This window comes from Pseudomonas sp. AC193, assembly GCF_979258075.1.
This window is the reverse complement of sequence record NZ_OZ409832.1, coordinates 5,644,324-5,662,358: the sequence shown is the minus strand read 5'-3', so window position 1 is coordinate 5,662,358 and position 18,035 is coordinate 5,644,324. Positions and strand designations below refer to the sequence as shown.

20 protein-coding genes are annotated in these 18,035 nt (G+C 57.6%); 16 read left to right on the top strand and 4 right to left on the bottom strand.

Annotation, left to right across the window (positions count from 1 at the left end; genetic code table 11):
• Nucleotides 1-7 precede the first annotated feature (7 nt).
• From rnk to cyaY, 3 genes are all read right to left on the bottom strand, one after another.
• Complete coding sequence (rnk, locus tag ACZZ0D_RS25380; RefSeq protein ID WP_463554577.1) at nucleotides 8-427, bottom strand: nucleoside diphosphate kinase regulator; 420 nt, start codon at nucleotides 425-427, stop codon at nucleotides 8-10.
• Nucleotides 428-696: 269 nt separating this feature from the next.
• Nucleotides 697-915 carry a DUF1289 domain-containing protein gene (locus ACZZ0D_RS25375; protein ID WP_400753930.1) on the bottom strand — a complete coding sequence of 73 codons (219 nt, stop codon included), beginning with the start codon at nucleotides 913-915 and terminating at the stop codon, nucleotides 697-699.
• 4 nt (nucleotides 916-919) lie between these two features.
• On the bottom strand, nucleotides 920-1,252 hold the full coding sequence (gene cyaY / locus ACZZ0D_RS25370) for an iron donor protein CyaY (RefSeq protein WP_008084571.1): 333 nt from the start codon (nucleotides 1,250-1,252) through the stop codon (nucleotides 920-922).
• Between the two features lie 318 nt (nucleotides 1,253-1,570).
• Here cyaY and lptM point away from each other — a divergent pair, with 318 nt between their 5' ends.
• From lptM to ACZZ0D_RS25290, 16 genes are all read left to right on the top strand, one after another.
• Nucleotides 1,571-1,744 carry an LPS translocon maturation chaperone LptM gene (gene lptM, locus ACZZ0D_RS25365; RefSeq protein ID WP_082341500.1) on the top strand — a complete coding sequence of 58 codons (174 nt, stop codon included), beginning with the start codon at nucleotides 1,571-1,573 and terminating at the stop codon, nucleotides 1,742-1,744.
• A gap of 9 nt (nucleotides 1,745-1,753) precedes the next feature.
• Nucleotides 1,754-3,001, top strand: coding sequence for a diaminopimelate decarboxylase (gene lysA, locus ACZZ0D_RS25360; protein ID WP_426618853.1), 1,248 nt, complete (start codon nucleotides 1,754-1,756; stop codon nucleotides 2,999-3,001).
• 3 nt (nucleotides 3,002-3,004) lie between these two features.
• The gene (gene dapF / locus ACZZ0D_RS25355) at nucleotides 3,005-3,835 is read left to right on the top strand and encodes a diaminopimelate epimerase (protein ID WP_463554576.1); all 831 of its coding nucleotides are present in this window, start codon (nucleotides 3,005-3,007) and stop codon (nucleotides 3,833-3,835) included.
• A gap of 13 nt (nucleotides 3,836-3,848) precedes the next feature.
• Nucleotides 3,849-4,574, top strand: a complete 726-nt coding sequence (locus ACZZ0D_RS25350; RefSeq protein WP_053124974.1) for a DUF484 family protein — start codon at nucleotides 3,849-3,851, stop codon at nucleotides 4,572-4,574.
• Nucleotides 4,575-4,576: 2 nt separating this feature from the next.
• Nucleotides 4,577-5,476 (top strand): tyrosine recombinase XerC, encoded by a 900-nt coding sequence (gene xerC / locus ACZZ0D_RS25345; protein WP_463554575.1) that lies wholly within the window; start codon nucleotides 4,577-4,579, stop codon nucleotides 5,474-5,476.
• Nucleotides 5,473-6,180, top strand: coding sequence for an HAD family hydrolase (locus tag ACZZ0D_RS25340; protein ID WP_463554574.1), 708 nt, complete (start codon nucleotides 5,473-5,475; stop codon nucleotides 6,178-6,180). Before xerC ends, ACZZ0D_RS25340 begins: the two co-directional genes overlap by 4 nt.
• Nucleotides 6,181-6,500: 320 nt before the next feature.
• Entirely contained in the window at nucleotides 6,501-7,742 is a 1,242-nt protein-coding gene (locus tag ACZZ0D_RS25335; RefSeq protein ID WP_463554573.1) for a tyrosine-type recombinase/integrase, read from the top strand.
• On the top strand, nucleotides 7,739-8,275 hold the full coding sequence (locus tag ACZZ0D_RS25330; protein WP_463554572.1) for a hypothetical protein: 537 nt from the start codon (nucleotides 7,739-7,741) through the stop codon (nucleotides 8,273-8,275). The genes ACZZ0D_RS25335 and ACZZ0D_RS25330 overlap by 4 nt, the downstream gene beginning before the upstream one ends.
• A gap of 69 nt (nucleotides 8,276-8,344) precedes the next feature.
• A complete protein-coding gene (locus tag ACZZ0D_RS25325; protein ID WP_463554571.1) occupies nucleotides 8,345-8,572 on the top strand; it encodes a helix-turn-helix transcriptional regulator in 228 nt (75 codons plus the stop codon).
• Between the two features lie 65 nt (nucleotides 8,573-8,637).
• On the top strand, nucleotides 8,638-8,922 hold the full coding sequence (locus ACZZ0D_RS25320; protein WP_463554570.1) for a hypothetical protein: 285 nt from the start codon (nucleotides 8,638-8,640) through the stop codon (nucleotides 8,920-8,922).
• On the top strand, nucleotides 8,919-10,727 hold the full coding sequence (locus tag ACZZ0D_RS25315; protein ID WP_463554569.1) for a DUF927 domain-containing protein: 1,809 nt from the start codon (nucleotides 8,919-8,921) through the stop codon (nucleotides 10,725-10,727). The genes ACZZ0D_RS25320 and ACZZ0D_RS25315 overlap by 4 nt, the downstream gene beginning before the upstream one ends.
• 1,142 nt (nucleotides 10,728-11,869) lie before the next feature.
• The gene (locus ACZZ0D_RS25310; protein ID WP_463554568.1) at nucleotides 11,870-13,093 is read left to right on the top strand and encodes a tyrosine-type recombinase/integrase; all 1,224 of its coding nucleotides are present in this window, start codon (nucleotides 11,870-11,872) and stop codon (nucleotides 13,091-13,093) included.
• Nucleotides 13,094-13,988: 895 nt separating this feature from the next.
• Complete coding sequence (locus tag ACZZ0D_RS25305) at nucleotides 13,989-14,777, top strand: TIGR04255 family protein (RefSeq protein ID WP_463554567.1); 789 nt, start codon at nucleotides 13,989-13,991, stop codon at nucleotides 14,775-14,777.
• Between the two features lie 9 nt (nucleotides 14,778-14,786).
• Nucleotides 14,787-15,425, top strand: a complete 639-nt coding sequence (locus ACZZ0D_RS25300) for a helix-turn-helix domain-containing protein (RefSeq protein WP_169857518.1) — start codon at nucleotides 14,787-14,789, stop codon at nucleotides 15,423-15,425.
• 13 nt (nucleotides 15,426-15,438) lie between these two features.
• Nucleotides 15,439-16,272, top strand: coding sequence for a hypothetical protein (locus ACZZ0D_RS25295; protein ID WP_463554566.1), 834 nt, complete (start codon nucleotides 15,439-15,441; stop codon nucleotides 16,270-16,272).
• A gap of 277 nt (nucleotides 16,273-16,549) precedes the next feature.
• The gene (locus ACZZ0D_RS25290) at nucleotides 16,550-17,440 is read left to right on the top strand and encodes a hypothetical protein (protein WP_463554565.1); all 891 of its coding nucleotides are present in this window, start codon (nucleotides 16,550-16,552) and stop codon (nucleotides 17,438-17,440) included.
• A 254-nt stretch (nucleotides 17,441-17,694) separates the two neighbouring features.
• Here the strand turns inward: ACZZ0D_RS25290 and sutA are convergent, their stop codons facing one another.
• On the bottom strand, nucleotides 17,695-18,021 hold the full coding sequence (gene sutA, locus ACZZ0D_RS25285) for a transcriptional regulator SutA (protein WP_007920420.1): 327 nt from the start codon (nucleotides 18,019-18,021) through the stop codon (nucleotides 17,695-17,697).
• Between the last annotated feature and the right edge of the window lie 14 nt (nucleotides 18,022-18,035).

Sequence of the window (18,035 nt, the reverse complement as noted above, 5' to 3'; positions counted from 1 at the left end):
GGCAGGATTACTCGGGGAACGCGCCACCGTTGGCCGGTTGCGATTCGACTTCGAGCAAGGTCAGCTTGAGAGTCTTGCCACCCGGCGCCGGCCAATCGATGTGCTGACCGACTTTCAGGCCCAGCAGCGCACTGCCGACCGGCGCCAGAATGGAGATCTTGCCTTCGTCGGCGTTGGCATCCCTGGGATAGACCAGCGTCAGGTGGTAATCCTTGCCACTGCCTTCTTCGCGGCAATGCACGCGGGAATTCATGGTCACGACATCGGCGGGCACTTCATCGTGGCCGACCACGGTGTCGGCGCGATCCAGTTCGGTTTGCAGCGCAATCACGCCCGGCGCAGCCTGATCTTTCTCGTTCAGGTTGTCGATCAAGCGCTCCAGACGTTGCACGTCCAGACGGGTAAGGGTGATGGAAGGTGCGGTCATGATCCGGGCAGACTCCTTTCTTCTGCACATAAAAAGCAAAACCCCGCCAAAAAAGACGGGGTTTTCACCGTGCCTCGGTGGTTTGAGGCGTCTGCGGACACTATCACAGCTCAAAAAATATACAAGCCACCCTGCCCCAGCCCCCACTTATCCATCCGGGAACCTTTGTGGCGAGGGGATTTATCCCCGTTCGGCTGCGCAGCAGTCGTAAAGATTTTGGGGCCGCTACGCGACCCAACGGGGATAAATCCCCTCGCCACAATGGGGTATCAAACAGAATTTTGGCGGGCAGCAGCCTGGGCGCAGATGACTCGGCGGCGCTGATCGTCTGCCGAGCGCCATTCGCGAATGTCCTCGACATGGCGGAAGCAGCCCAGACAAACCTTCTGCTCGTCCAGCCGACAAACCCCGCTGCACGGCGAAGGCACGGCCGCGCTGACATTGCTGTAAAGCGGCTTCGGCGGACGAACAGGAGCGGTATCAGTCACGGAATCACAGACCTTCGAAATCGAAATCGGCGCCGGCCTGTTGCTTGACGATGCGCTCGAGCATTTCGCCCAGTTGCTCTTCGCTCTTGTCGCACATCCAGCGCTCGCTTTCTTCGTCGTAGTCAAAGTGGAAACCACCGGACACGGCCGCCAGCCATAGCTGACGCAGCGGCTCCTGACGGCTGAAGATCAGCTGCGAGCCGTTTTCGAACTTGACGGTGAGCACACCGGCAGAGTTCTCCATGTCGATATCCAGGTCACTTTCATCAAAGATGTCTTCCAGTTTTTCCTGGGTTTCATCGACCAGATCGTGGAAACGGGCTTCGGACAAACTCATTGCGGCAACCTCAAAAAATGTTCTGATCAGGCTCAAGCGCCGAAAGATACGGACGCTTCCGGCCGATTGCAAAGATTAACGACCAAGCACCTCAATGGCACTGTAGACACCGTACCGGTGGGAGCCGGCTTGCTCGCGAAGGGGCCGGCACATCCAACATATTTGCCGCCTGAACCAGCGCTTTCGCGAGCAAGCCCGCTCCCACAGGGGTTTGTGCATCTGCAGCAAGCCCCGCCGGACGGGAAGGCCATCACATAGGCAAGCTGCCGGGTGGCCGGTATACTCCGGCGCAATTAACGCATTTTCAAGGATTTCGCCATGAAGCGCCTGATCTCTTCCCTTGCTGCGCTCGTCGCGGTTGCCTGCCTTGTTTCGGCCTGCGGTCAAAAAGGCCCGCTGTACCTGCCCGATGACACTCAGGATCCGGCCGAGCAAGCCAAATCGTCGCAAAAACAACCGGCTTCCAAAGCACACAAGCACGACGTTTATTAAGGGATCGCCATGGACGCTTTTAACTACCGTGGCGGGGAGCTGTTTGCGGAGGGTGTGGCGCTGTCCGCCATCGCCGACCGCTTCGGCACCCCTACCTACGTTTACTCGCGCGCGCACATCGAAGCGCAGTATCTGGCTTACGCCGATGCGCTGGCCGGCATGCCGCACCTGGTCTGCTTTGCGGTCAAAGCCAACTCCAACCTCGGCGTTCTGAATGTCCTGGCCCGTCTCGGCGCCGGTTTTGACATCGTTTCCCGGGGCGAGCTTGAACGCGTCCTCGCCGCTGGCGGCAGCGCTGACAAGATCGTGTTCTCCGGCGTCGGCAAGACCCGTGATGACATGCGTCGCGCCCTCGAAGTCGGCGTGCACTGCTTCAACGTCGAATCCACCGACGAGCTCGAGCGCCTGCAAGTCGTGGCTGCCGAGCTGGGCGTTCGCGCACCGGTTTCGTTGCGTGTGAACCCGGACGTCGATGCCGGCACCCACCCGTACATTTCCACCGGTCTCAAAGAGAACAAGTTCGGCATCGCCATTGCCGACGCCGAAGACGTGTACGTGCGCGCCGCGCATCTGCCGAACCTCGAAGTGGTCGGTGTCGACTGCCACATCGGTTCGCAACTGACCACGCTGCCACCGTTCCTCGATGCGCTCGACCGTCTGCTGGATCTGGTTGATCGTCTCGGCGATTGCGGCATTCACCTGCGCCACATCGATCTCGGTGGTGGTTTGGGCGTGCGTTATCGCGATGAAGAGCCGCCATTGGCTGCCGACTACATCAAAGCCGTACGCGAGCGTCTTAACGGTCGTGATCTGGCGCTGGTGTTCGAGCCGGGCCGTTTCATCGTTGCCAACGCCGGCGTGCTGCTGACTCAGGTCGAGTACCTCAAGCACACTGAACACAAAGACTTCGCCATCGTCGACGCGGCGATGAACGACCTGATCCGCCCGGCGCTGTATCAGGCGTGGATGGACGTTACCGCGGTCAAACCGCGTAATACTGCTGCGCGCAAATACGACATCGTCGGCCCGATCTGCGAAACCGGCGACTTCCTCGCCAAGGATCGCGAATTGGCTCTGGCCGAAGGCGATCTGCTGGCCGTGCATTCGGCCGGTGCCTACGGTTTTGTGATGAGCTCCAACTACAACACCCGTGGCCGCGCCGCTGAAGTGTTGGTAGACGGTGATCAGGCTTTTGAAGTGCGTCGCCGCGAGACCGTGGCCGAGCTGTTTGCCGGCGAAAGCCTGCTGCCGGAGTAACCCATGCTGCTGCGTTTTACTAAAATGCACGGCTTGGGCAATGACTTCATGGTTCTCGACCTGGTCAGCCAGCACGCGCATATTCAGCCAAAGCACGCCAAGCAATGGGGCGACCGCCACACTGGCATTGGTTTCGACCAATTGCTCATCGTCGAGGCGCCGAGCAATCCGGATGTGGATTTCCGTTATCGGATCTTCAACTCCGACGGCTCGGAAGTTGAGCAGTGCGGCAACGGTGCGCGCTGCTTTGCGCGCTTCGTGCTCGACAAGCGTCTGACCGCCAAGCGGCAGATTCGCGTCGAAACCAAGGGCGGCATCATCGAACTGGACGTGCGTAACGACGGCCAGATTGGCGTGAACATGGGCGCTCCACGTCTGGTGCCGGCGGACATTCCGTTCGACGCACCGGCGCAAGCCATCAGCTATCCACTGGAAGTCGATGGCACCACGGTCGAACTGGCCGCTGTGTCGATGGGCAACCCTCACGCGGTACTGCGCGTGCAGGACATCAACAACGCGCCAGTGCATGAACTGGGGCCGAAAATCGAACATCACCCGCGCTTCCCCGCGCGCGTGAACGTCGGTTTTCTCCAGGTCATCGACCGCAACCGCGCGCAACTGCGTGTGTGGGAACGTGGCGCCGGGGAAACCCAGGCCTGCGGTACCGGTGCATGCGCGGCGGCGGTTGCGGCCATCAGTCAGGGGTGGATGGATTCGCCGCTGTTGATCGACTTGCCCGGCGGGCGCCTGTCCATTGAATGGGCAGGCCCTGGCCAACCGGTGCTGATGACCGGTCCGGCAGTGCGTGTATACGAAGGACAAGTGCGTCTTTGAGTGAGCAAAAACCATGACCGATAAGCCTCAGGTACCCGCCCGACAGTCCGACGAATCAGCGTCCGAGAGCCTGGAGGCGGCAGCGGTTGCTGCGTACCTTGAGGCGCATCCGGACTTCTTCGTCGAGCACGAAGAACTGCTGCCCGCCCTGCGCATTCCGCACCAGCGCGGCGACACCGTTTCGCTGGTCGAGCGGCAGATGACCATCCTCCGTGATCGCAACATCGAGATGCGTCACCGCCTCTCGCAGTTGATGGACGTCGCCCGCGACAACGACCGCCTGTTCGACAAAACCCGTCGCCTGATTCTTTCCTTGATGGATGCCAGCAGCCTGGAAGACGTGGTGATCAGCGTCGAAGACAGTCTGCGTCAGGATTTCCAAGTGCCTTTTGTCAGCCTGATTTTGCTCGGCGACAACCCGGCACCGGTTGGCCGTTGGGTCACCCATGCCGACGCGCAAGTCGCCATCGGCGGCTTGCTCACCGAAGGCAAAAGCGTCAGCGGCAGTCTGCGCGAACATGAGCTGGATTTCCTCTTCGGCGAAGAACAGCGCAAGCAGATCGGCTCCACCGCCGTCGTCGCGGTCAGCCATCAAGGCATCCACGGCATTCTGGCGATCGCCAGCCGTGATCCGCAGCACTACAAGAGTTCGGTCGGGACGCTGTTCCTCAGCTACATCGCCGAAGTCATGGGTCGCGTGTTGCCACGGGTCAACAGCTCCCTGCGCTCGGTACGCTGAGCATGGAACGACAACTGGACGCTTACTGCGAACACCTGCGCAGTGAGCGACAGGTGTCGCCGCACACGCTCTCGGCCTACCGCCGCGACCTCGATAAAGTCCTCGGCTGGTGCGTCAAACAGAACATCGGCAGCTGGGCAGCGCTGGATATTCAGCGCCTGCGCAGCCTGATCGCTCGTCTGCATGCGCAAGGGCAGTCCTCGCGCAGCCTCGCCCGGTTGCTTTCGGCGGTGCGTGGGCTTTATCACTATCTGAATCGCGAAGGCCTTTGCGACCATGATCCGGCCACGGGTCTGGCGCCACCGAAAGGCGAGCGCCGCTTGCCGAAAACCCTCGACACTGACCGTGCGCTGCAACTGCTGGAAGGTGCGGTCGAGGACGATTTTCTCGCGCGTCGGGATCAGGCGATTCTGGAGTTGTTCTACTCCTCCGGTCTGCGCCTCTCCGAGCTGACCGGGCTTAATCTTGATCAACTTGATCTGGCCGATGGCATGGTGCAAGTCCTCGGCAAGGGCAGCAAAACCCGTCTGCTGCCGGTAGGAAAAAAGGCCCGCGAAGCCATCGAACAATGGCTGCCATTGCGCGCGATGACCAACCCGACGGACGACGCCGTGTTCGTCAGCCAGCAAGGTCGACGCCTTGGCCCGCGAGCGATTCAGGTGCGGGTCAAACTGGCCGGCGAACGCGAGCTCGGGCAGAACCTGCACCCGCACATGCTCAGGCATTCCTTCGCCAGCCATTTGCTCGAATCCTCCCAGGATCTGCGCGCGGTGCAGGAATTGCTCGGCCACTCCGACATCAAGACCACGCAGATCTACACCCACCTGGACTTCCAGCACCTGGCGGCGGTCTACGACAGCGCCCATCCACGGGCCAAACGCATGAAAGGCGACGATTCATGAGCATCCAGTTGATCACCTTCGACCTCGACGACACGCTGTGGGACACCGCGCCAGTGATCGTCAGCGCCGAAGCGGTATTGCGCGAATGGCTGAGCGAACATGCGCCGAATCTGGGCGCGGTGCCGGTCGAGCATTTGTGGGCGATTCGTGAGCGTGTGCTGACCAATGAACCGGGGCTGAAACATCGCATCAGCGCGCTGCGTCGGCGCGTGTTGTTTCATGCGATGGAAGACGCCGGCTACGCCCATGGCGAAGCCACCGATTTGGCAGACAAGGGTTTTGAAGTGTTTCTGCATGCGCGGCATCAGATCGAAGTGTTTCCTGAGGTCGAGCCGGTGCTGGAGATTCTCGCCAATCATTACGCCCTTGGCGTGGTCACCAACGGCAACGCCGATGTGCGTCGATTGGGCCTGGCGGATTACTTCAAGTTTGCGCTCTGTGCGGAAGATATCGGCATCGCCAAACCGGATGTGCGGCTTTTTCATGAGGCTCTGCAACGCGGTGGCGCCACCGCCGAAACCGCCGTGCACATCGGCGATCATCCGGGTGATGACATTGCCGGGGCACAGCAGGCCGGGTTACGGGCGATCTGGTTTAACCCGGCGGGCAAAGCCTGGGAAGCGGATCGTCTGCCGGATGCCGAAATTCGTAGCCTGACCGACCTGCCAGCCGTACTCGCACGCTGGAATGCCGCCTCGAACTGATCCACTGCCCCTTGTGGGAGCGGGCTTGCTCGCGAAGAGGCCGTGTCAGTCAACATATGATTTGGATGACACACCGCCTTCGCGAGCAAGCCCGCTCCCACAGGGGTTGTGTGCATTCATGGCTATATTTCAGGCATGAAAAAGCCCGCAGCGACGGCGGGCTTTTTTATTTCCGAGCTATTCCGATAAATTCCTAACCCCCTAGTGAATACTGGGCCCAGAGGCTATTATACGTCCTTAGCGTTCCGACCTATTCCAGTAAAATCCCAGAAAAAGTGTGGGGCTGGATGTGGGGCCAGGTCGATCGGTGAGGAAACAGCATGGACGGATTGAACCCCAAACAGGTTGAGCACTTGAGCGCGCCAGGCCGCTATCTGGATAGCGCCGGGCTTTACCTGGTAATTAGCAACACGGGCAGCAAATCATGGCTGTTGCGCTATCAGCTTGGCGGCAGGCGTCGTGATATGGGGCTAGGCCCATACCCTACAGTGAAACTTAAAGCGGCACGCTTGGCCGCCACCGAAGCGCGGTCACTGCTTATGCAGGGCCTTGACCCACTTGATGAGCGCAAGGCGGAACAACAACGCCAGAAAGAGCAGCGCCAGGCGGACAAGGCAAAGTCCGTCACGTTCAAGGCGTTGGCGCTGGACTACCACCGGGCGCACTACCAGCATGTCACCGATGCTTGGCGCAAAGGCTGGCTTTCCAAAATGGAGCGCTATGTCTATCCGACCCTGGGCGAGCTATCGCCCTACCAGATTGAAACCGAGCACGTCTTGCGCGTTTTGCAGCCGATTTGGAGCAAGAAACCCCGGACAGCGAGCGAGGTTAGAGGCCAGATAGAAAACGTGCTGGACTCTGCCAAAGCGCTGAGCCTTCGTTCCGGCGAAAACCCTGCGCGCTGGCGCGGCCACCTGGACAACCTGTTAAGCCGGGCCGACAAAAAGCGGGCGTTGCAGGTGATCAACCATCCGTCGCTACCCTGGCGCGCTCTGCCTGCCTTCATGGAAAGGCTTAGCACAACTAATGACCGCGACTCCAAGGCTCTGCAACTGGTGATACTGACCGCCGCACGGGCGGGCATGGTTCGCTTGGCAGAATGGGATGAGTTCGACCTAGAGGCCGCTACCTGGAACCTGCCAGCAAAGCGCATGAAAGCTCGGCAGGCCTTCTCCATCCCATTGCCAAAGCAGGCAATTGAACTGCTGCAAGCATTGCCACGCGTTGTTGGCAGCTCCTATCTATTCCCTGGCACCGGCAAGTCCGGTGCAATGGGGCGCAGTGCATTCCTCAACCTGCTGAGAGCCTCGCATCTGCCGGACATTACAACGCACGGTTTCCGAGCCACTTTCCGTACCTGGGCGAGCGAGTGCACCCCCTACTCCCGCGAAGTCTGCGAACTGTCGCTTGCCCACGACGAGCGCAACCAAACCGAGGCTGCATATAGCCGTAGCGACCTAATTGGGCAGCGTCGTGAGTTGCTGCAAACTTGGGCAGACTTCGCCACCACTCCGCCCGCAGCGAATGTCATTCACGGCGCATTCGGGCGGATCGAAGCATGAGTAGCAAAGGCAAGGGCTTTAAGCCTTTGGTGTATGGATTGCTAATGAGCGAAGAGGAAATAGATCGGCTGCTCCTCGAGAGACGGGCTGAGGAAAAGTGGCGCTTATCGGCGCTGGCTGACTCGATGGAAATTCCAGAAAGCCCCTATCGTGAATCTCTAACGTTGTGGGCGCTGGCACGGAAATACGTACCAGAGCTGAAAACGAGCCGCCCCGAAGGCGCACAGCGCAAGTGGGATATCGGCGCCAAGTTTGTACTGGTTAGGCTGGTCGCCAGCCGGATGCGGCAGGAAGGATTGAACAAGGCACAGGCCTGTGCGGCATTGGCAGAGGATGACCCTTGGTTGAGCAACGTCGAAGGCAAACCGGATGGAGAGGCCCTAGCCAGACAGTGTTCATCTCAGGAGTTAAAAGCGGCATTGAAGGAGCGGGACGAGTTCGAGCAAGCAGGAAAAATAGAACAACTTGATGCCCTGAATGATGAGGGCCGGAAACTGATGATTGAACTAGCATCAGAAAAAAGTTCCGCCTGAGTTTTTTCCATCCCAATAATCGCGCCATGACGTTCTGAACAGGTCTGGACGTATTAATAGGTTTTCGCCATGACGCTAATAACGCCTTTCCCACTCCGCATCCTGCGGCGTCCTGATGTCGAACGCCGCACCGGCCTTTCCCGCTCGACCATATATATGTACATGGATGAAGGTAGTTTCCCGAAGCCGATCCATTTGGGCGGCAAGCGCATTTCCGTGGGCTGGCTGGAGCATGAAATTGTCGCTTGGATACAAGAGCAAATCGACATAAGCCGGGGTAAAACCGCCAGCGCATAAAAAAGCCGGACGTTAGGGCGTCCGGCTGTACCAATCACTAAGACAACCCGTAGAGGACGCCAGTAGTGGGCGCGTCGATTGTCGCACCCGGTCTGGCCTTAAACAAACTGTTTGGGGTAATCCTGATGAGCTTCAAAGACGATATACAGGCCCGCTGCGGCCTGATTGACGGCGATCCTGTGCTTGATGGAAAGCCACACCGCTTCCCTGCCTATGGCGATAAGCCAGGCCACGACACCGGCAATTATGCGATCAGCCAGAATGGAGATGGCTTCTGTGCTTCATGGCATGCTCACAGCGTTGTCATTTGGCACGACTCCAACGTGGTCAGCGGGAGCGGGGTTAAATGACCCACTCCGAGAACACTTCAAATGTCCTTGCCCTAACCGTCCTGCCGATTGTAAAGCCTGTGCCGCCTTGCTATGCCTGCTACCCGAAGCCAGTGCAAACCCAGGCCGGTCAAGTATTGGTTCCCGGCCTGTACTTCCATGGGATGCGTGACAACAAGAAAGTGGACATGCGCATCTGCTCTCCGCTGGAAGTGCTGGCTGTGACCAGCGACAACCACGGCGACAACTACGGTTTGCTTGTCCGTTTCCTGCCGTCCCGGGCGAAGGTCTGGCGGCAGTGGTCGGTGCCCATGGAGCTGCTGGCCGGCGACGGGGCCGAGCTGCGGGCGGCGTTGCTACGCATGGGCGTGACCATCTCGCCGAGGCATCGCGGTACGCTCATGGATTACCTGATTGAGAGCAGTCCGGAGCGCGAAGCGCTGGCCGCTACTCGCGTCGGATGGCACGGGAGAGGGCTTTTTGTGATGCCGCGCCAGGTGATCGGTGAAGGTGATGTGGTGTTTCAGTCTCTCGACTTGGGCGGCCATGAGTTCGCCGCTCATGGGTCAATGGATGCTTGGCGGGCCGAGGTCGCAGGTCGGAGCATCGGCAACCCGGTGCTGCTGCTGGCAGTCACCGCAGCGTTGGCCGGGCCGCTGCTGACATTGCTTGATGTCGATGGTGGTGGTTTCCATCTGTTCGGCGACAGCTCTAGTGGTAAGACGATTGCAATGGCCGTGGCGGCCAGCGTGTGGGGGCTTCCCCGTGATTTTCTGCGCACATGGAACGCCACCAGCACCGGCCTAGAAGGTGTCGCCACGATGCGCAATGACACTCTGCTGGCAATGGATGAGATAGGCGAGGCCAGGGCGCAGGACGTGGGCAACATCATCTATGCCCTAGCCAACGGTACTGGCCGGCAACGGGGTCAGGTTACAGGCTTGCCGCGAGCCGTGCACAGGTGGCGCCTCATGGTGCTGTCGACTGGCGAGATGACCATCGGCAAGCATATGACCAGCGGTGGCGTGCATAGCAAGGCGGGCCAAGAGCTTCGAATTCTGGACATTCCTGTCTATCGCCAGTTCGGTGCGTTTGACGATCTGCACGGCCTCGACGCCGATCACGACGCCGCCGACGCTGATGCCCGCCGAGGCGCGGGGAGGGCCTTTGCCGATGCGCTCAAGCATGCCAGCGGTAAGCATCATGGGCACGCAGGGCAAGCGTTCGTGGCGCAGCTGGTGGCACTTTCCGCAGTCGATCCTGATGCCGCTGCCGCCGATCTGGACGCCCGGTTTGCCGAAATGCGAAAAGCCTTTCCAGTCAGCACGGGGCAGGAGGCCCGGGCAGCGGCGCGCTTCGCAGCTGCCGCGCTGGCCGGCGAGCTAGCTATCGAGTTCGGGATTCTGCCGTGGGCGCCAGGCACTGCCAGCGCCGGCCTGGTGGAGATGTACGGTGCGTGGATCGGGCACCGGGGCAAGGGCCAGAGCGAGGAACAAAAGATCCTGCGCGCGGTGCTGGCGTTCATCGACCGGCACGCATGGCGTTTCTCCGACATCGGCGCCGATGCCTCTCCCGCACCAGACCGGGCGGGTTGGTGGCGCCAGGCCGGCGATGGCCGGCAATACTTGTTCACGCCTGACGCATTGGCAGAGGCAGCGCCAAGCTATGACCTACGGCGCATATCCACCTGTCTGAATGCAGCCGGAGTGATCGCTGTAGATGGAGGGGGGAGGAACCTTGCGACCAAAGTTTCGATACCTGGTGGCGAAAGGCCGCGCCTCTATCCAGTCAACTATCGCGCACTCCAGAGAGCAACAGAGAATTGATCTGGATATTCGATTGATTTTAGAAAAGAAGGTTTTTAACTCAAAACTGTAGGGCATGTAGGGCAGCAAGTGATTTAACAGCTCTGTATCAATGGTTTTGGTGATTTATCGCGTAGGGCATCTGTAGGGCAGTGTAGGGCAGGAAAGGTGTTAGCCGCCCTATATGCCCTACATATTATGTCGCCGCACCTACAAGGAACCGCTCTGAAACACCCAAATAGATAGGGGGTTCCCTGCATGCCCTACATGCCCTACATGCCCTACACGAAAACGGGCCATAGCGAATGGCGGGGCTTTGCTTCGGCTTATTAGATCAATGAATTGATCGGCATTTGATTTTGGGCGCAAGGAGTTCCCCGCTTGCGTGGTTGAGCCTGCGTTGGCTTGGTGACGTTAACCACGGCCAGGAGGCGCGGAGCGCTGGAGGGCGGTGGGTAACTTATGCCTTTGAAGTTGCCGGGCAATCACAAAGTGACAGAGCGGTTCTTTATATCAAGGCGGCTGCCGGTGCCGTGACCGCAGGGCGCGGTGCTGGCTGACGCCCAACAAGCGCAGCGCGTTAGCAACCTAGAAGCGAGTAATCAGAGCGGAAGGCTGTCCGCGTGTTGCTTGGGTGCGTGTGTAGTCGTTGGGAATGCTGGTGTCGGTGATTGGGGGAAAGCGCGCCAGTGGAGCCACGCGCTTTGGGCGCTGGATGGTCAACCATGGTGCGAGGCGTGCGATGGGCGATACCACATATGCGCGGTTCATTGACGAAATTGTGCGCCGCTTTGCTCGGGATAAGAGCGTTGGCTATCTGCGCTCCGACCATTATCCAACCCTGCGTTTGCGGTATTTGAAAAACCGTAGGCGGGGGGTGTGGGACGTATTGCATACGGACGGCTGGCACCGGGTCGGCAATTATCCAGAGCTGGAATGTTCGACCATGCTGGAGTGTTTGCCGCGTGTAGTGGAGCAGTTGAGACGGGGGTTTGCGGTTGACCCTTCGAAGCCAGCTTCGTCGGTGTCGTCGACGTGACGTGATGTTTGACCAGTGTCTGCCGGGAGCCGAAGCCAGCTTCCACGACACCGTCGACATGGCGTTTGGCGGGTCTGCCAGAGTGACGACCGGGTGATGTGGTCGATCATTATCGAGGTGTGCAATGGGTGAAACGAGATATATCGAGTTCAGCGATGCAGCGATTAGAGCCGAAGCAAAAGATAAAGTCGTTCGCGACCTTCGGGACATGCGCTACCCAGATATGCGCTTTCGTTTTCTGAAGGATCGGCGCCGGGGTGCGTGGTACACGGTGCACGCTGGCAAATGGCAGAAAGCGGGGGACTGGCCGCGTTGTGGCTGCAAGGAATTGGTCGCGCGACGGTCGGCGCCACTGCTGGCCGGTGGTGTTGATCCAGGCGCCACGCTGCGCGAGCTTTATACGGTAAGTGACGTGGTGACGTGGTATCTGGAGCGGCATTTGAATCTGTCCACGGTATCGAAGGAAAGAAAGGCCAGTTGTCGGTCACTAGCAAAGAACTGGCTGTTGCCGCGTCTGTGGGGTTTACCGGTGGATCAATTGACGACGGCCACGCTTGACCGGCTGTTGATTCAACCGATGCAGGCACTATTGGCTCCGGCAACGGTATGCAATGCCTACAGAGTATTGAACGCCGCGTTTCGCACGGCAAAGCGGCTGGGTCTGCTGACCGTCAATCCCTTGGCTGACGTCAGGTTTACTGATTTTGGCCTGGGTCGTTTAAAGCCCAAGGTGTCGCGGTTGTTTCCGCGCGATGTTGCCGGGCTGATGGATCTGCTGGCGCAGCGGCTACCGAAGTCGCCAGGGCCATGCCTGTTGGCGCTGCTGATGCTTTGTCACGGTACGCGGGTTGGCGAAACGCGCCAGGCGCGCTGGGAACACTTCGACCTAGAAGGGGCTGCGTGGGTGATTCCGGCTGAGCTGACCAAGACGCGCACACGGCATGAACTGCCGCTGACACCTGTTGTGGTGGCTGTGCTGCGTTGGTACAGAGACCAGCAGTCAAGCCATCCGAGCGTGTATCTGTTTCCCGGCGGGCATGGTCAGGCTTTGTCGGTGGCTGGGGCTTCTTTGGAGATTGCCGGTCTGAGCGGTGGTATGTGGTCAAGCCATGATCTGCGCAAGTTGGCGCGGGCTGGCTGGCAGCATCTGAGCGTCAATTATGTGATTGCAGAGCTATTGCTTAACCATGCGATGCCGGGATTGACCGAAACCTATGTGCAGGGTGATTTGTCGTTGTTAAAGCGTCGGGCGCTGGAGGATTGGCACGGTGTCGGCATGGTTTGTGTGGGTGGTGTTGAAGGGTTGGATTTGTCGCGGCGATTCGGCTTTATCGTCAATTCGCGCTAATTTTCCAGTGCCTGCAAGGGCCTGAAAGCATGAACACGTTCTGATTGTGAGGTAAGGCGTAATAGGTGCGATTTAGAGGGGCGCGCGGGATTAGCTGGTTTTTGCTTGCCAGTCTCAGGTGTGAAAACAGGTTTTCATTCGTGATGCGCTCTAGATCGGGGCTTTGCGCGAAGTGCGGGGTGCTGTCAATCATGCGATCGGAAACAGAGACACCAAAAAATATTTCACAGATAGCATTTCGCCTGACAAATCAGCGGGTTGCAAAATAATGGAGCCTTGGACTGAAGCCGCGTCCTCGACACTGCCTGGACGATGAGGTCGGCCAACTCGTTTGGCACTGCCCAGCCAACCCCCTGACGGGCTCAATTGGCCTTGGCTGCGATATTACCCAGCTCCTGTTTTTCCTGAAAAATCAAAGGCCTGCGAAGCAACCTGTTGCGTTTTTTGGCTGACTGCTCGCACGCTGCCGGTTCGGGGCCATCGGCGCCGATGTTCGGGTGTACTAAGATGACATGCGGACAGGTAGTGAGCACCAAGTTGAGTAGTCCTCTAATGTCATGTGGGAGGTTGCGCCCGATCCACATTTTTGGATGTTGGCATCGCGATGCGGTGCACGCTCACGCCACAAAACCTCGCAATTTTTGAAAAAAAATCTGCACATGCGTACTTCATACGGGCGCACTGCAGTTGAGAGCAAGTCACAACAAAACCAAACGCTTAAGTCTAAAGGTATGGTCTCCACTGAGAATTCTGCGAAACGTTGACGACTATGAACAGCTCACTCAAACGCGAATAGCTATCATTGGGACGAGTTATTTTCTTGTGAGAGTGACAACCAGAGTGTAAACTGACCTTCAAACATACCAATGCTTCATCGAGCCACACGAGGAGAAAAATGAGCGTATTGCTAAAGAATGCACCGGTTTATTACGCCTTAGCCCAGGCGAAATTCAATCCCGTTGCGGCTATGGCAAAATTCTCTACCGATATTCAGGAGATGATGCGTCGTGCTGGGTTTACGGTCTATGAAGTCGAAGACATTCAGAACGTCGACTATGGAACCTTAAATGACGGCGAGACTGCTCAACCTGTTGTTACCACTAACAAAAATTGGTTTTTTACAAAACCTGATCGGAGTTGTGGTTATGTGCTCGGGCAAGATTTTCTGAGTTTTCAATCCACTTACTACCTAGACCGGGAGCAGTTTTTTCGGGCTTTGTGTGACGGGCTGAAAATTGTGCATGAGGTAGTTCAGCTGGAGCGAGTTTTTCGGCTAGGAATTCGCTATCTGAACGCTGTGATACCTGCTGAGGGTGAATCAGTGCATGAATATCTCAACCCGAAGATTCAAGGCGTGGATTTTGGCCTTCCGATACTAGGCGGGCTTTGGGAGGCTGGATACAGGACTGAAAGCGGCGGGCTATTAATCGCGAAGGTCTATCAGGCTCCGAATTCACCTTTAGGCTTCCCGCAGGATCTAATCCCTCGGTCAGTTCAGCTGATGCCGAGATTCCAGAGGGAAAAACCGTTCACGCATGCTGTCTTTGATATGGATCTCTTTGTAGAAGAGTCCATGCCTGTTGATACAGCAGCGATTTATGAAAAGCTGCTGAGCTTTCATGGGGATTTGGCTAAGTGCTTTCACGCCATTGCCACCCCGCATGCTTTTGCTCATTGGGAATAGGAGGGAGTTATGTACGGGATTACAGGCTTTACCACTTCCAGAAGTAATGGGACAGGCGGTGTCGCGCGCGCAGCTCGCACCGCAGCAATAGTCATTGCCTTTTTCCTAGGGACTGGCAGTGTCCAAGCGGCCCCTGGGGCCGAGCGGCTTAACTCCTATTTCAAGCCGAAACAGGAGACGAAGTTTACCGTCGCAGAGACGGGGCAACTCAAGCCGGTGAGCCTTGACTTTCGAGGCCCCAATGCACACTTGGATAACATTAAGTCCGTGCTCAATCTGCCCGTATCCGAGATGGGTTCGCTATTAGGCGTAACCAGACAGTCTATATATAAATGGATGGGAAATCAGGCATCCCCTGACGAAGAGAACGTGGCTAAAATCGCTGAGTTGAGCCAGCTGGCTGACCTGTTCAAAGAGGCTCAGATTTCGCGACCGCTCGACATGGTCAAGATGAAAGCGTTCCAAGGGAAATCGGTTTTGGACTTGTTCAAGAACGGTGAGCCGTACATGCACCTGGCTTCCGTTTTGGTCAAGGAATCTAAGATCGCTGATGAATCGTACGCAAGATCTGGGCTATCCCAGCTGAAAACTACAAAAACTGACGGTTGGAAATCTGCGATTTCAGTTCCGTTTGCCGATGAAGCTTGAGTGAGATTTCAGATTGATCGACCGAAATACAACATGGCGACAAGGAAGCCTGCTCAAGCGTGACGAGTTCGCCATGTTGGGTCTCGAGGGAGATGATGACACATGCGCTGTTGTCATCTCCCACGATTGCGATATCCCCCAGGATAAAGAGTCTTACCTGGAAGTGATCGTCGGTAAAAAGGTCAAGAAGGACAAAAACTTTCTTAGTGCGAAGAATGTAAGACGGCTTCACGCCCGTTTTTATGCACAAAACGACGATGAGTTTTACGTCGATCTCTGCTTTCAAAATCGCCAAATTATCCCGCGTGGCGATTTCGCCAAGCTCTCTGGCCCGTGCCACACTGCTCGAATCACAGAAGCTGATAAACGAACCCTAAAGCAGTGGCTCAGCATTCGCTATGGCCGTCCGGCTTATCCTAATGAGTTTGAAAACAGACTGCAGCGTGAATGCCGAAAAAAGGTCAGCGTAGAGAAGGGTATCGCCGAGCTCGTTAGCAAGCGCTCCGAGCACATCACGGCTCTGTTTTTTAACCTCTCTGACGAAAGAGAAGTGGAGCTTGAGAATGGCACGCCCTACAACCTCACCATCTATGTGGTTTACGATCTCCAAAACGGTGCAGTTGAAGCTCGTAAAGAGGCTGAGGCATTGGCGGAAGATGTGCTCTCCCTCCTCCGTACAGCTTACGGCGCCCCGGAAAATGCCACTGAGATCTGTGTTGAAGCTTGCACGGCAATTGCTGATACCCATTTAAGCTTGGCTGATTTGATGAAGATCGATCAGTGGCGCGTCGAATGGGTTAGTCTGCGCGAAGAAAACCCTGATTTCGTTCCCATGGGACGGCCATAATTTGTCTGAGACGTGGACTTAGACTAAGCGGCCGGCCGGCAGTGCATCCAGTTGTCGCCGTTCGGCGGGGACATTGTTGATCCCAATAGCTGCCGTTTAATCCGCTTGCGATGTGCTCCTAGTTGGACAGCGATCCGATCAGCGACGAAAAATTCGTATCCTCAAAAATGGTCTTCATTTGCACCAACCTACCAGCGACACCCAAGCAGCCCCTGCGCCCTCTCGAAATTTGACGAGTTGGGCGGGAATTGTATCCCTTATCTATATCGTGATCGTCTTGGGCGCGCCGCTCGTCGTAAAGCTCGACGTCTGCAGTAACAGCGCGGCGCACGTTTTCTGCTGGTTTCTGCCAGAGACGGCGCTCACCGAATTCGATAAGTGGGGATCCTACTTGTCGGGGGCATTGGTGCCGTTGTCCCTTGTATGGGTCGGCCTCGCGTTTCGATTGCAGCAGCGCCAGTTACTTGACCAGGGTCGACAGCAGGCTCGCGCCTCGGAGATTGCCTTTGAATCCCAGCGGATCGCCGACCGACAGGCGCTGAGCGCGCTAGCGCCGACCTATCTGACACGGATGGATACAGCGCTTCGGGATTTTGCGGAGCTAATCAATAGCAACCTCGATCGATCGACCGAAGGAGAAGTTGGAGGGCGGTGCCCCGACGCGGAGGTAGCGACGTCGATGTCGGCTGTTGGCTCGGTTTTCACTACTTATCACAACCGTCTAATGGGTCTCGCGAGGGGCGAGCTAGGCGACGAGGAAGTCCATGATCTGAAGCAGCTGTTTATCGACAGCGACATGTCAGACTACCTTGACTTCTTCTTCGAGCCGTTCAACGAGTTTGAGCGTAGATGTCGCAATCTCGACTGCATGATCCTTATGCCGCCTAATGTCCGCTCGATGGCGGGATGGATCAAGTGGAACTTCCTGCGGTCAACTTGGCGCTGGCATCCGGATCAAACCGAGCGGCGTCGCCTCGCATACCTAGTTGGGTGGACGGACAGCGAGTTGGAGGCTCGATTCGCCGAAAATCCGGAGGATGAGGCGTGGGTTCCCTACGACGCCGAACGCGAACACGAACGTCTTGCCAGTCAGCGCCGTCGTCGCCGCGCGCAGCAAGGCGAAGATCAGGTTCCTCGTTCGGAAGGCCTTAATTGGCCACCAAAATAGCGCGCCAGCCCGTATCAATCCCATGTGGCCTTTTTTTGAACGTCAAAAACCACAAACCCCCGACTTTGTCTGCTCACGTAAACAGCCGGTGGGCAATTCACGCTTTAGGAAAAAGGAGCTTCGCGCAAGCAATAGGTGTGGGGCTACGTGTGGGGCTGGAGACATAATTTATTCTATTGGCTCGTATTTAGCGGCTTGTAGAACTAAAAAGCCCGCAGCGACGGCGGGCTTTTTCAGCAAGCAAGCGGCACGCCTCAGATAGGGCGGCTACCGTACTTGTTGTCCGGCTTCTTCGGAGGATCGGCGACCACATTGGCCTCCACTTCCTGCACTTTTCCGCCGCGCGACAGGAACTCTTCCATGGCCTTGGCCAGGGCGTCGCGTTCCTTGTTCTTGGCTTCAATGCTCGGCAACTCGTCTACCGACACCGCAGCCTTGGCTTTGCCTTTGGCAGCAGGGGCCGGCGTATCGTCACCGCCATCGTCGTCAGCAACGTCTTCCGCTGCTGCTTCCAGGCCTTCCTCGGCCTCGTCTTCGTCGCCTACTTCGAGGTCGTCGTTTTCCAGATCATCGTCGCTCATGTTCTACCTCATGA